The organism is Bartonella massiliensis, assembly GCF_902150025.1.
GTDB classification, from domain to species: Bacteria; Pseudomonadota; Alphaproteobacteria; order Rhizobiales; family Rhizobiaceae; genus Bartonella; species Bartonella massiliensis.
Window position 1 is genome coordinate 35,033 of the sequence record NZ_CABFVS010000002.1, and the last position, 14,399, is coordinate 49,431.

The 14,399-nt window shown below is 36.5% G+C and carries 8 protein-coding genes and 1 tRNA gene; 1 reads left to right on the top strand and 8 read right to left on the bottom strand.

Annotation, left to right across the window (positions count from 1 at the left end; genetic code table 11):
- Positions 1 to 270 precede the first annotated feature (270 nt).
- From FNZ60_RS00555 to FNZ60_RS00580, 6 genes are all read right to left on the bottom strand, one after another.
- On the bottom strand, positions 271 to 2,169 hold the full coding sequence (locus FNZ60_RS00555) for a site-specific DNA-methyltransferase (RefSeq protein WP_142415833.1): 1,899 nt from the start codon (positions 2,167 to 2,169) through the stop codon (positions 271 to 273).
- The gene (locus FNZ60_RS09555; RefSeq protein WP_185913384.1) at positions 2,150 to 2,377 is read right to left on the bottom strand and encodes a hypothetical protein; all 228 of its coding nucleotides are present in this window, start codon (positions 2,375 to 2,377) and stop codon (positions 2,150 to 2,152) included. The genes FNZ60_RS00555 and FNZ60_RS09555 overlap by 20 nt, the downstream gene beginning before the upstream one ends.
- Before the next feature lie 23 nt (positions 2,378 to 2,400).
- On the bottom strand, positions 2,401 to 2,568 hold the full coding sequence (locus tag FNZ60_RS09560; protein WP_185913394.1) for a hypothetical protein: 168 nt from the start codon (positions 2,566 to 2,568) through the stop codon (positions 2,401 to 2,403).
- Between the two features lie 28 nt (positions 2,569 to 2,596).
- A complete protein-coding gene (locus FNZ60_RS00565) occupies positions 2,597 to 4,480 on the bottom strand; it encodes a site-specific DNA-methyltransferase (RefSeq protein WP_210243975.1) in 1,884 nt (627 codons plus the stop codon).
- A 537-nt stretch (positions 4,481 to 5,017) separates the two neighbouring features.
- Positions 5,018 to 5,094 (bottom strand) — tRNA-His (locus tag FNZ60_RS00575).
- 135 nt (positions 5,095 to 5,229) lie between these two features.
- Positions 5,230 to 6,312, bottom strand: a complete 1,083-nt coding sequence (locus tag FNZ60_RS00580) for a quinone-dependent dihydroorotate dehydrogenase (RefSeq protein WP_142415834.1) — start codon at positions 6,310 to 6,312, stop codon at positions 5,230 to 5,232.
- 1,691 nt (positions 6,313 to 8,003) lie between these two features.
- On the opposite strand from FNZ60_RS00580, the gene mscL reads away from it, so the two are divergent.
- Entirely contained in the window at positions 8,004 to 8,417 is a 414-nt protein-coding gene (gene mscL / locus FNZ60_RS00585) for a large conductance mechanosensitive channel protein MscL (protein WP_142415835.1), read from the top strand.
- Positions 8,418 to 8,435: 18 nt separating this feature from the next.
- Here mscL and FNZ60_RS00590 read toward each other — a convergent pair whose 3' ends face one another.
- Entirely contained in the window at positions 8,436 to 10,136 is a 1,701-nt protein-coding gene (locus FNZ60_RS00590; protein WP_142415836.1) for a PAS domain-containing sensor histidine kinase, read from the bottom strand.
- A 1,558-nt stretch (positions 10,137 to 11,694) separates the two neighbouring features.
- Complete coding sequence (locus FNZ60_RS00595; RefSeq protein WP_142415837.1) at positions 11,695 to 14,304, bottom strand: DNA translocase FtsK; 2,610 nt, start codon at positions 14,302 to 14,304, stop codon at positions 11,695 to 11,697.
- Between the last annotated feature and the right edge of the window lie 95 nt (positions 14,305 to 14,399).

Sequence of the window (14,399 nt, forward strand, 5' to 3'; positions counted from 1 at the left end):
TGTTTATTTTATCTCTTTTCGCTTACGCAAATTAGCTAGATCTGTTCACATTACCACACTTTGATCATTTTGCTTTACAAGAGAAATAATTGATTACCATAACCAAATTCATTTAACGCTAATTATCCTTGTTCTGAACGCAAGAAAAAAGAAGAAGCCCGTTGTGGGTGACCTTTAAATAAATCAGTGACGCTTTTAACCGCATCATTTTGAAATTCTTGTTGTTTAAACTTAAGTTTCATATCGCCGACCCAATTGTCTCTTTATAGTTTAAATTTTATCAAAACTTACTTCATTGTCTTTAAAGATAAAGTCGCAATTAATAAGCGACTCATCACTTTCAAAGGCCGCATCAAGCGCTATGATCTTTATAGGTAAGTGCTTTATCATTTCTTCCGCATCTTCGGGTTCAAAGGGGGGCTCTATAACTATAATCACCAATACATCCCCTTCGCTTTGGCCTATATAATAGAAATTTTTGCCATTGATTGGTAAAGGATAAATTTTTAAATCCAGTGGCCAACCATATTTAAGCATGATCTCGAAGATAATATCTTGATGAGAGCGTTCGGGCTTTATCCCTTTTAAAATATGATCAAAGCGGATTTGCAATTGTTCTTTAACATCAGATGCATTCGGATCAATTGGGCTATCATCCCATATGGGAAAGTTGGAACTATCGAGCTCTAGCACGCGAAATCCGATGTCTAGAGGCTGCGCGCGTGTGAGTAAACCTGCTTCATGCTTTTGCTTGATTTGTGCACCAGCGCGGCGAATACGTTCAATTCCTATGTCGCATATATTCTTATAACCTGCCTTATAAGCTTCGCTCTTCCCATCACACAACTCAGGCAATTGCACCATGATGAATTTTCGATTGCCACCATCTTGCGCATTTAAAGCCATCACTGCATGTGCTGTTGTACTGGAGCCCGCGAAAAAATCGAGGATTATGTCGTTCTCGCTTGTACTACTTTCTAATAAAACCTTTATCGCTTCTGGATTTTTCGGAAAATCGAACGCCCCCTTAAAATCTTCTAACGGTTTAGAAGCAAAATGATCTAACCAGTTTGTATTTCGTAAAATATTTTCTGTAGGCGGAATCCAATGTTCAACGCCCATATTTTTCCCCTTGCCAGACGGGTTTCTACGTATAAATTTTTTAGTGAAACCCGTCTTTCTCCAGTATTCTTCTAGTGAAATAGAGGAATGATTTTCTAAGTAATCAACATAATTTGCAATCGCTTCCTCTGCTTTTTCTTTTGACCATTTCCATTGCCCCTCATTTGGCGTAAAGCCTAAAATATCATAACGCATCGTTGGACGATCAGCATTATTCCAGAAACCTTTCCAGTATCCTGCAGCCTGCCGTTGCTCACTCGCTTCCCGATACACAGGGTTAAATTTAAATTTGCTAGATTTAACATAGCAAAGCACATACTCAAAACCAGTATTAAAGCTAACCAATCCATCTTGAATGAATTGACTATTGATATTTTTATCATAACGTTTCAGGATAAAAACGTTTCTAAAATTCTCCTCACCAAAGACTTCATCACACACTTTGCGCAAATTATGCACTTCATGGTCGTCAATCGAGATAAATATTACCCCATCATCACGCAAAAGCGTCTGTGCTAAACGCAAGCGCGGATAAATCATATTGAGCCACGCCGTGTGAAAACGACCCATTGTCTCAGGGTTCGATTTGGTCGTTTGGCGCGTCACTTCCTTATAGCGCGCTAGCGGGTCCTTAAAATCATCTTCATAGACAAAGTCGTTCCCCGTATTATAGGGCGGATCAATGTAAATCATCTTAACTTGCTGAAAGTAAGCCCGCTGAATAAGCTTTAAAACTTCAAGATTATCGCCCTTAATATAAAGATTATGCGTATGATCAAAGTTCACGCTCTCCTCGCGCTTCGGACGCAAGGTCGCAAATGAAGGCTTTTGCGCAAGCTTTAAACTCGCGCCTTTACCCTTCCATTCAAATTTGAACTTCTCAAAATCATTATCAATATATTCGCCACATAAATTTAATAACTGATCTATATCCAGCTTTCCCTCAACAAAACATTGCGGAAAAGCTGCTTTTAACTTTTCTATGTCTGGATTAACTGGGCTTTGACTCATGCCCTCTATTTTACGCTCACCCGCTATTATACTCATCTTTGCGCTTCTCCGTTACGCTTAGTAGAAAATGTCTATGAATATTTCTTTTGTACGTCGCAATTCCTTTTATCCTATTTATTTCTGTATCCTCTGCAAATTTACTTTCATGCAAAGTGTCGTATAAGTTGTTCTCTTTATTTTTTAAAGTTTCTTGTGCTTGTTTTATCTCTTTTCGCTTACGCAAGTCTGCTAGATCTGTTCGCATTATCACACTTTGATCATTTTGCTTTACAAGAGAAATAATTGATTACCATAACCAAATTCATTTAACGCTAATTGTCCTTGTTCTGAACGCAAGGAAAAAGAAGAATCCTGTTGTGATTGGCCTTTAAATAAATCAGTGACGCTTTTAACCGCATCATTTTGAAATTCTTGTTGTTTAAACTTAAGTTTCATATCGTCGCCCCAATCGTCTCTCTATAGCTTAAATTTTATCAAAACTTACTTCATTGTCTTTAAAGATAAAGTCGCAATTAATAAGCGATTCATCACTTTCAAAGGTCGCATCAAGCGCTATGATCTTTATAGGTAAGTGCTTTATCATTTCTTCCGCATCTTCGGGTTCAAAGGGGGGCTCTATAGCTATAATCACCAATACATCCCCTTCGCTTTGGCCTATATAATAGAAATTTTTGCCATTGATTGGTAAAGGATAAATTTTTAAATCCAGTGGCCAACCATATTTAAGCATGATCTCGAAGATAATATCTTGATGAGAGCGTTCGGGCTTTATCCCTTTTAAAATATGATCAAAGCGGATTTGCAATTGTTCTTTAACATCAGATGCATTCGGATCAATTGGGCTATCATCCCATATGGGAAAGTTGGAACTATCGAGCTCTAGCACGCGAAATCCGATGTCTAGAGGCTGCGCGCGTGTGAGTTCTGCTTCATGCTTTTGCTTGATTTGTGCACCAGCGCGGCGAATACGTTCAATTCCTATGTCGCATATATTCTTATAACCTGCCTTATAAGCTTCGCTCTTCCCATCACACAACTCAGGCAATTGCACCATGATGAATTTTCGATTGCCGCCATCTTGCGCATTTAAAGCCATCACTGCATGTGCTGTTGTACTGGAGCCCGCGAAAAAATCGAAAATGATGTCATTCTCTTGCACATTGGCAATCGTCAACAGCCGTTGCAAAAGCCGCAAAGGCTTTGGCCCATCAAATACCGCCCGCTCCATAAGGGCAGTGACCTCTTGCACACCTTCTTGGCTGTGACCAACCTCTTTATAAAACAAGAGAGACGTCACCGCCATGCCATCAAATTTGAGTTCATTTAAAAAGCGTTTAATCCGTGGCGTATTATTACCATCAGGCCCAAACCAAATACGATTATCAGCCCGCATTTCTTTAAATTTTTCCTTGCTTACGACCCAGCTCCGTCCAGCAGGCGGCAAGATTTTACGACCCGAAGGCGTAATAATCTCGTATATATCTTTTTCCGTTACGCGCTTAGCCGTCAAATTATCTGACTGCCACACTCCTCTTGGATCATTATCAGAATTTTTATAGCGACTATTCGCCTCCGCTGTGCGCGGTAAGCGACCAATAGTAAAGGCGCTAATATATTTGGCATACATCAAGATATAATCATGGCTTTTAGACACATAACGTGCATCATTTTTTGGCGCATAAGCGCGTTCCCATACCAATTGCGCAACAAAATTTTCCTCGCCAAAGACTTCATCACACACTTTGCGCAAATTATGTACTTCATGGTCGTCAATCGAGATAAATATTACCCCATCATCACGCAAAAGCGTCTGTGCTAAACGCAAGCGCGGATAAATCATATTGAGCCACGCCGTGTGAAAACGACCCATTGTCTCAGGGTTCGATTTGGTCGTTTGGCGCGTCACTTCCTTATAGCGCGCTAGCGGGTCCTTAAAATCATCTTCATAGACAAAGTCGTTCCCCGTATTATAGGGCGGATCAATGTAAATCATCTTAACTTGCTGAAAGTAAGCCCGCTGAATAAGCTTTAAAACTTCAAGATTATCGCCCTTAATATAAAGATTATGCGTATGATCAAAGTTCACGCTCTCCTCGCGCTTCGGACGCAAGGTCGCAAATGAAGGCTTTTGCGCAAGCTTTAAACTCGCGCCTTTACCCTTCCATTCAAATTTGAACTTCTCAAAATCATTATCAATATATTCGCCACATAAATTTAATAACTGATCTATATCCAGCTTTCCCTCAACAAAACATTGCGGAAAGGCTGCTTTTAACTTTTCTATGTCTGGATTAACTGGGCTTTGACTCATGCCCTCTATTTTACGCTCACCCGCTATTATACTCATCTTTGCGCTTCTCCGTTACGCTTAGTAGAAAATGTCTATGAATATTTTTTTTGTACGTCGCAATCCCTTTTATCCTATTTATTTCTTATTATTTCTGTGTCCTCTGCAAATTTACTTTCATGAAAAGTGTCATATAAATTGTTCTCTTTATTTTTTAAAGTTTCTTGTGTTTATTTTATCTCTTTTCGCTTACGCAAATTAGCTAGATCTGTTCACATTACCACACTTTGATCATTTTGCTTTTTTGCCTTGCTTTGCAAGAGTAATAATTTTGCCCTCTAAGTTGGCACGCTGTTTTGCATAATTAAAGACGGAAATTTTCTATTCCATTGAAAATAAAGCAATAAATCTAGAAAGTACCTTTTTTAGACAAGATCTCTACTCATTAAGACGCTTTGGCTTTTTTGTACAAAAAAGAAAAACACAAGAGAAAAGTCTTTACTCTGTTATCGTTCGTACACCCAAAAAAATGATAATCGCAGTTTTTTAAAGGAAGAAATAAAGCAAGAAAAATGAGAATAGTTGTACAAAGGAAAATGGTACGGTTGGTGGGATTTGAACCTACGACCTCTGGTGCCACAAACCAGCGCTCTAACCAACTGAGCTACAACCGCATAAAAGAAAACCTATCATAACTGTTCACGATTTTGTAAACATTTATTCTCTGCTTACGTGACATAAGGAAGATCAACAAAGTTTGCAAGCCCCTAAAAAAAAATCTCGCAATTTTTTGTGAAGAAAAATGTCTTTTACAAAGGAAATTTTGCCCAATGCTCAAGACGATGATCACGATAGCTTTTTATGTTATCAACACCATCTTGTTGCATCATCCGTAAAATCTCTTTCAAAATCGTTATGGCAAGATTTGGACCTTCATAAATCATCCCACTATATAATTGGATTAAATCTGCACCAGCTTTTACTTTTTCCAAAGCAGTTTCAGCATCTTTTATACCACCAACGCCGATAATTGCAATCTCCCTCCCTAGCTTTTGACGCATTTTTGCAAGCACAATTGTAGAGCGCTCAAAAAGTGGACGTCCAGAAAGCCCACCTTCTTCATTGCTAAAATGAATATTTTTAAGACCTTGGCGTAAAAGAGTCGTATTGGAAACAATAAGTCCATCCAAATCAGAAAGTTTTATTTCTTCAGCAATATCATCCAATTCTTTCTCTGATAAATCTGGAGCAATTTTTAAAAAAATGGGAACCGAGAATCCACGTCTTTTCTCTTGCTCCTTTCGTGCTTTTGAAATGGCATTCAACAAAAGACGTAAACTATCACGAGCCTGTAAATCGCGCAAACCTGGCGTATTGGGAGAAGAAATATTAACCGTAAAATAATCCGCAATATCATAAAAATGAGCAATGCCAACAGTATAATCGTCAATCTTATTAACCGTATCCTTATTAGCTCCAATATTTATCCCTACAATACCCGTTTTTTTACATGTCCGCAGTCTGTTGTAAACAACTTGATGCCCGTCATTATTAAACCCCATTCTATTAATAATTGCTTCATCTTCTTTTAGACGAAAAAGCCGTGGTTTAGGATTGCCAATCTGAGGCTTTGGTGTCACTGTCCCAATTTCAGTAAAACCAAATCCTAAACGAAGAATTTCATCAACAACCTCGGCATTTTTATCAAACCCCGCCGCAAGACCAATAAAATTTTTAAACTCAAGCCCTGCAATCGTTACACATAATCGTTTATCAACAACCTTTTGACAACCGTTTAATCCACTTTTCAATCCGACAATCGCTAAACGATGTGCATGCTCTGGATCCAACATAAATAAAGCAGAACGGCCAATACAACGAAAAAAACTCATCAATCCTTCTCCAAAACATAAAAATGATCCATCGCACCTCACATACATCTTTTAACACAAAAAGATCACCAAGAGGGCATATTATTCCCCCTTCCATAAGAAATTTTCATTACAGCATCGTCATTCGCGTGGATTTTTACAAAACTTGAATAGAAAAAATTACTTTATGTTTCTCTTTTTCACAATTGTTCAGATCGTTAAATAGGTTTATAAATCTTATAAAATGTAAAATGCCTGTATGAATTGAGACATCTATAGATCTTCATCATAGCTGTGGTCTTGTGATATTTTTTGCAAGAAAACTCATCGTATCTTTATGAAAGAACATTATCTCTATTCCAAAAGTTCCTTTGTCTAACAACAGAAATAAAGCTTGCTCTATCAAACTATTGTTCTGCTAGCATTGAGAATACATAGTCTGTAAAATCATCTACATTTATGCCATTGTTGCACCATTTTAGCAGAATGATATTCAACTGTTTGTATTGTATTGATAAAATTTTTAAGAATTGTTGTTTTTCTTTGCTATTGCTGATGGGTTAACACACAATTTTGCATCTATCTGTGCTCCGTTTAATATGCAGCTTAAGTGATGACAGTTGATCATTGAACTCTACCTATCACACCAGTAACTTGCAAACCAAAATGATTTTGCGAACCCTATCACTCTGGGATCTATAAATTCATATAATCTTCCAATGGATGAAAATATGGTTCAATAGAGGCAATATCCCTTCATATAAAACAGAACACCACTGGGCTGCTCATTCACGTGCTTTCTTTAAAGAAGTATTTCTTAATGCTCTTCAGCCCATTTTGTGACACTGCCCATGAAGGCTATAACGATAAATCCCCCATGAAGTGTATAAAACTGATAGAGAACAACAAGCCTGCACTATCACACACTTTTCTCATTCCCAATGTTTTTACAGCTCTTAGCATTTAAAGCAGTTTATAAGAGGTATTTTTAGTTCTTTCTCTGGTGTTTTTATCAACACATCAGCCCCGTTTATGCCATTCAAGCACGTGATTTTATTTGATTTAAAAGGAACTGTAATGAGAAAATTTCATGATATTCAGCGTTATTTTTCAAGTTAAAATGATGATTTATAATAAATAAATTAATGGGTTGTCTTCTGTTAAAATTATTATCATTTTCAACCTATGCAATACAGTAAGCTTTTAGATAAGCTCGCGCCTCTAATGACTCTATCACATACTAAGAGGGGATTAAATTATAAGTCTTACTCTTAAGTTCATCTTTCTATTTTTCATACCAAAACTAAAATATAATTTTTTATTCCCAATGCTTTTTTTATGCTAATATATAATAATTCATGCGCAAAGCTTCCTAATAGCTCAATACTCAATATGCCTAACCTTGTGATATCCTTTAAAATCTCTCTTTTTAAATGTTATCAGAAAGATGTTGCGCAAATTATATAACTTAAGTTTAATTTTCGACTTTTCGTTGAAAAGTACAGATGCAGTTTTTATCAAAAAAGCCTTTCTCTATGAAATCTATGTACTTAAAATAGAGTCCATAGAGCTCTTTATGAAACCTTATAAAGTTCTTGGAAAATAGTATTAATATTTGTATTATAATCTTAAAAATAAAATCTGCTCTTTCCTTTTTCATCAAAAGCGGTAAGTAAATTACCGTATATCGCTTACATAAAGGGGAAAACGCAATGCTTAAAGAATTCAAAGAATTTGCCCTAAAAGGTAATATGATTGATCTTGCTATTGGTGTGATTATCGGAGGCGCTTTTGGCGGTTTGGTCAACTCAATTGTCAACGATATTTTTATGCCAATTATTGGGCTTATTACAGGTGGAATTGATTTTTCTAATATGTTTATTCAACTTGCTGGCGAAAAACAAGCGACATTGAGTGCCGCTAAAGCAGCAGGAGCAACCATTAGCTATGGACACTTTATCACTTTATTGATCAATTTTCTCATTATTGCTTGGGTTCTTTTTTTCTTTGTTAAAGCCATGAATAAAATCCGTAGAAAAGAAGAAGAAGAAAGCCCGCCCAAAAAAGTCTCTTCAGAAGAACAACTTTTAACAGAAATTAGAGATCTTTTGGCTAAGAAAAAATAACTTTATACAAAATTTACATCATGGAACATGTGGAAAAAACATTTCCACAGTTGTTCCATGATTGGGTTTTGAGAATAATAAAAATTCTCCCCCACTTTCTTCTACCATTGCTTTACACATCGGAAGGCCTAAGCCTGTTCCCATAAAGGCACTATCACCAGACCGACCATCTTTGCGCTCTATTTGACCATAAGGTTGCAGGACCTGTGCAATTTCTTCTTCGCTCATCCCTACACCATTATCACTCACTGAAATTCTTACACGTTCTTTTCTAAAAGAAACATGAACAATAATCTGTCCACCCAATGGAGTAAAACGAATAGCATTGGAAAGAAGATTCCACATAATCTGGCGAAACATTTGTTGTGATACAGGAATACATGGAACATGAGGTGGAGCAACAATGCGCATGATAACGCCGTTATGATTGGCTTGAGTTTCAAGAAAAGCTATCGTCGCACGTAAACAAGATATCACATCAAATGTTTCAGAAATAAGGGAGGAACCAGTCTGGTTATTGGAACCAGAATAATTTGCTTTCGAACATTCGAGTAATTGATTGATCAACGATAATATATGTTTTCCAGAGGAGATAATATCGCGCAAATATCCATGATAACGTTCATTTTCTATCGAACCAAAACGGCCCTCTCTCATAATTTCCGCAAAACCAATAAGAGCATTCAAAGGTGTTCTTATTTCATGTACAATGCCAACGATTTTATTCTCTTCTGCTTTTTTTTCTTCTGATGGTACTGTTTTTGTCATATCATGCAGCATAACAGCGTAATTGCCCTGCTGTGCCAAAAATACAATCGTTATAAGAACGGTTATATTTTGGTGACTTTTCGTCATTAAATCAGCCGTTTCATTGCACTTTAAACCCTGATTTTTTCCCTTCATACGAATTAATTTAAAATATTTTTCAACCAAAAGACGGCTTTTCAAAGTAAATAATGAAGAGAATGGCTGTCCTCGTAGTTCATTTATTTCATACCCTATTAATGCTAAAGCGGCCCTACTTGCCGATTGAATAAAACCCTGTTCATCTAACCATAAAACACCATCTGTTGCTGTCTCCAACAATGATAAAACCGCAGCGGGTTCTTTTATGAGAGCTTGTTCTATAGCATTTACCGGCATTGTTTGTGGATATGATAACTGAAACGCTGTTTCTTCAACAAAATTCTCTTCCTTAACCGATGAATTCAATTCATCACGTAAATGTTCTGCAATCTCACGAAAAGCTAAGCGTTCTATCTCCGTAAGACACGGCATTTCCGTCTCCAGCTTTTCATCTCTTTTTTCTTGAACTTTTTCTTGTATTTTTAAAACACCAAAGCCACAAAATCCCTTAAATTGCTTTTTAACATCAAAAATTGGCAAAGCCGACAATTCAACATCAAGCCATTGTGAGCAACCATCAACGGGCCATTGAACAATCTCTTTACTCCAAGGTATAGCCGCCTCAATAAAATGACTGAGAACCTGATATCGCTCATCATTAAATTGATAAGCAAGCTCATGAAAATTACATCCTAAAATAGAGGAAGAGAGAGGCCCAACAACTTCAGCGAGCTCTTTTGAAACTTCACAAAATAAACCGTTGCAATCGATTTCCCACGTAAAAGGTCGTGGCAAAAGCTCTGGTGTAAAATGAAACGCTTCTTGCTTACATTCTAATTTATTTGTATTTGGCTTATCTGCTTTTAATGACATATTAAAATAAAAAAAGTGTTGGATTGACTCTTAAACGAATAATGCTCACTTACTTATAAATACCCGTTGCTAGTTGAAATAGCTTGATATCTCGCTATCAATTATCTGTAGCAAAATTTTGACTGTTTCGCCAACAAAACAAGAGTAAAAAGAATCCTCCAACATTGTTGCGTCTTTAGCTATTATTGTAATGAAGCTTGTTACAATAATAGAAATATGCCCCTCACATAAAGTAGTATCCCAGAAGAATATATTTGTTTTGCGCAATTCATACGCTTGTCTTAAAAAAACATCTTGTTCAAAGCTTATTTTATGACGGCATCCGTAAATGATGGAATATCAAGATCCTCATAAAGGATATCAAAGCATTCGGCATTGTCATTTTATATTCATGAAAGAACTTACTAGCACCATCATTATACTCGTTCAATCCTTAAATGTTATTAATATGCTTGACATTGGAAATGCGTTCATAAGAGGCATTTTTATTCCTTTTTTATGTTTTTATCCCTATGCTAACTCTCCTTATGTTGTACAAAAAACTGATTTTGATTGCTTCAACATAAAACATATTTGAAATAAGAAAATTTTACGATATTTAAGACTTTTATTCAAAAATGACGGCAGTTATCATTAGAAATCAGTATGTTGCATTATAAAAATCTGAAATTTAAAAGCTCTTTTCCATAAAACTTCTCGTAAGAACCTTACTTCTTACATCAATAATTCAAATGGTAACGAACTTAGCGTAGCGCTTTAAAATTCCCAATGCAACAAAACTTGTATATTGAGTATTCTTCTTATAATGCCTCCCAAAAAGACTTTTATCGTCAATAAATAGATTTATAATCACAAATCTATTTTTTCAGTTTGAATTATAACGCCGAATAGAGTGAGATTTTTTCATCGCAATCCTTCTCATATTGGATCAACCAAAATCATGCGCTTGCATGTTATAAGTGGGATTGGCGTATAGATAAAATGCTTCTCATGAACTATCTCAAGAGCCAAGATCTGTGGCAATTGGTAGCGTGCAAAGTGTGTAATGGTACCTGCTTGTTATTTCATTAAGCGTAAAGGTTATTTCATAAGCGTAAAGATTGTGATGCTCAATAGCTGCTTTACCGCTATACCATTTATAAACACCGTCACAAAATGAGCTTGGGAACCTTATCAGATATTTCTTTTAAAAAAGCGCATGACTATACAATATAATGGTATTCTGTTTTTCGTAAGGATCGTGACTCCATTGATCAGAACCGCTATAGAAGAAAAAAAAAACAAACATACCACCGTATTATTTGACCAAAGGAGCTTTTTCAATCAGAATAAAAAAACAAAAATCACTTTTTCTCTTATTAAAGATTTGTTTTATTTCTTTACATTCCCAATCATCGAAAAATGTTAAAAATATCTCCGCCCTTTTGTATTAGCTTTTGCTCCATATTAAAAATAAATAGATAGTCACATCTGCTCTGACAAAATAAAACACGTATTCGCTCTTTAAAATAATGATTGTCAGATATTTTCAAAATCACATATTTTTAAATGTGCTTTTTTATTTTCCTTCATCGAGTAGAATTTCACGTTTTCCAACATGATTAGCAGCACCCACAATGCCTTTTTCTTCCATACGCTCAACAAGAGAAGCTGCTTTATTATAGCCGATTGAAAGTCGACGCTGAATATAAGATGTTGAACATTTTTTATCACGCACAACAATCTTTACAGCTTGATTATAAAGTCTCTCACCTTCTTCATCAAAATTTTCTTCTTCAAAAACTTCATCTATTGAATTGGCAGCCACATCCTCATTGTTTGCGTCTTCATTATCCGTAACTGTTGCTAAGTAATCAGGTTTTCCTTGCATTTTAAGATGTGCAACAACCGATTCAACCTCTTCATCAGAGACAAAAGGTCCATGAACGCGCACAATACGTCCCCCGCCTGCCATATGAAGCATATCTCCTTGACCTAAAAGCGTTTCAGCACCTTGTTCACCTAAGATTGTACGACTATCAATTTTTGATGTGACCTGAAAAGAAATGCGAGTAGGAAAGTTTGCTTTAATTGTCCCCGTGATAACATCAACAGAAGGACGCTGCGTTGCCATAATAAGGTGAATACCTGCCGCACGCGCCATTTGTGCTAAGCGCTGAATGGCATTCTCAATTTCTTTCCCTGCTACCATCATGAGATCAGCCATCTCATCAACAATCACGACAATATAAGGAAGCTGCGTGAGATCCATGGCTTCTTCATGATAAAGCATTTCGCCTGTTTCTTTATCAAAACCGGACTTTACAGTACACATGATCGTTTCGCTTTTTTGAGCCGCAAGTGCAACACGTGCATTAAAACCATCAATATTACGTACACCTAGTTTCGCCATTTTACGATAACGCTCTTCCATTTCTCGAACTGCCCATTTTAAAGCGGTTACCGCTTTTTTAGGATCTGTAACAACAGGTGTTAAAAGATGTGGAATGCCATCATAAACAGAAAGCTCTAACATTTTAGGATCAACCATGATCAAACGACACTGCTGTGGTGTCATACGATAAAGAATCGATAAAATCATTGTATTAATTGCAACAGATTTTCCCGATCCTGTTGTTCCTGCAACCAAAAGATGCGGCATTTTTGCTAATTCTGCAATAACAGGTTCCCCATTAATCCCTTTTCCCAAAGCAAGAGCAAGTTTAAATTCACTTTCACGAAAAGAACGCGTTTGGATTAATTCTCGTAAATAAACAGTTTCACGAACCGCATTAGGCAACTCAATCCCAATAACATTGCGTCCAGGAATGACAGCAACGCGTGTGGAAATGGCAGACATAGAACGTGCAATATCATCAGAAAGATTAATAACGCGCGATGACTTTACACCCGCAGCGGGCTCAAATTCATACATTGTTACCACTGGCCCTGGATGAACATGGATAACTTCACCCTTAATGCCAAAATCTTCCAAAACACTTTCCAAAAGTCCAGCACCACGTTCTAATGTTTCCTGAGAAATCATCGTCCCTTCATGAAAAATAGGTTTCTGTAATAAACTGATCGGAGGAAATTCATAAACATCATCATCAATAGATTGAATATTTTTCATAAAAGTAGGATTATAATTGCCTAATGATGTGCGATTGTCCAATGCTGTGCAGGTAGATTGCAATGTTTTAGTTTTACCCTGTGCTTGCATCGCAGACAAATCTTTTGAATTCTTTGTGACATCTTTTTTTATACAATCAACACTATTATGGGCAACACTATTATGGATGACAGTATTATTGTTTTCTTCAGTCTCTATAGCATCTCCAGGATCACTTAACGCCTCAGTATCATTTAACATATGAGCAGAATCTTCAACAGAAAACTTAGAATGACACTCTTTAGACTCCTTCACAGTATCATTACTCGTATTCATTAAATCAGAAATTTGCTCAACACCTTTCATCCTTTCCGCTGGAGATTCTGATGTAATAGAATCATAGAGTTGCGGAAAGCGGTATTCAAGAACGCGGTAAAGAGCCGTTATTGACTCATCAAAAGCAGAAGGAACACCCGGTATAATTTCATTTGTTTTATCAATCGCTGTCTCATCCTCTTTTGAAGTTTGAGGTTCCACATGCTCAAATATCAAAGATCCACACTCAAAAAATGCATCATCAGAAAGATGCAAAGCAGGCTTTATTTTTTGTAGCACATTTTCCACTTGCAACGCATGCTCTTGTTTATCTTCCTCAAGGCGGATATTTTCTGATGGTATGCTCGCAGCTTGTTGCGACAACTGCTTTAAAACTGTTGAATGACAAACTGACGTTTTATTCTCTATCGATTGGGGATTAATGGCTTTTTTTGTCGATGGAATATGGGTTGTTTTCTTGTTACAAGATACAAGATCTGTAATTCTTTTTCGATCTTGCTTGGTAAAAATCTTAAATTGTTTTGCAAAAATTGGATCTGTTTCTATACGACGACGTAAAATCTCAACTTCTGGAGTTCGCGTAAAACGGACATTTTTTCCGAGGGTAAATGCCTTTTTCCATACTTCCGGATAAGGAAATATCTCCGTAATTTTAAGCGATAAATCTTCTCTTGATGCACTTTGCGTATCATCATCAGAAAAAGAAGACGTAGAAATAGATTTTTTTTTCGAGTTATGCATGGGCACCCAACAAATTTATAGCAATGAAAAAAATGACCTTTTCAAAAAGAATTCATAAAAACTATCATATGAAGGTTAATAACCTTTTGCTGTTG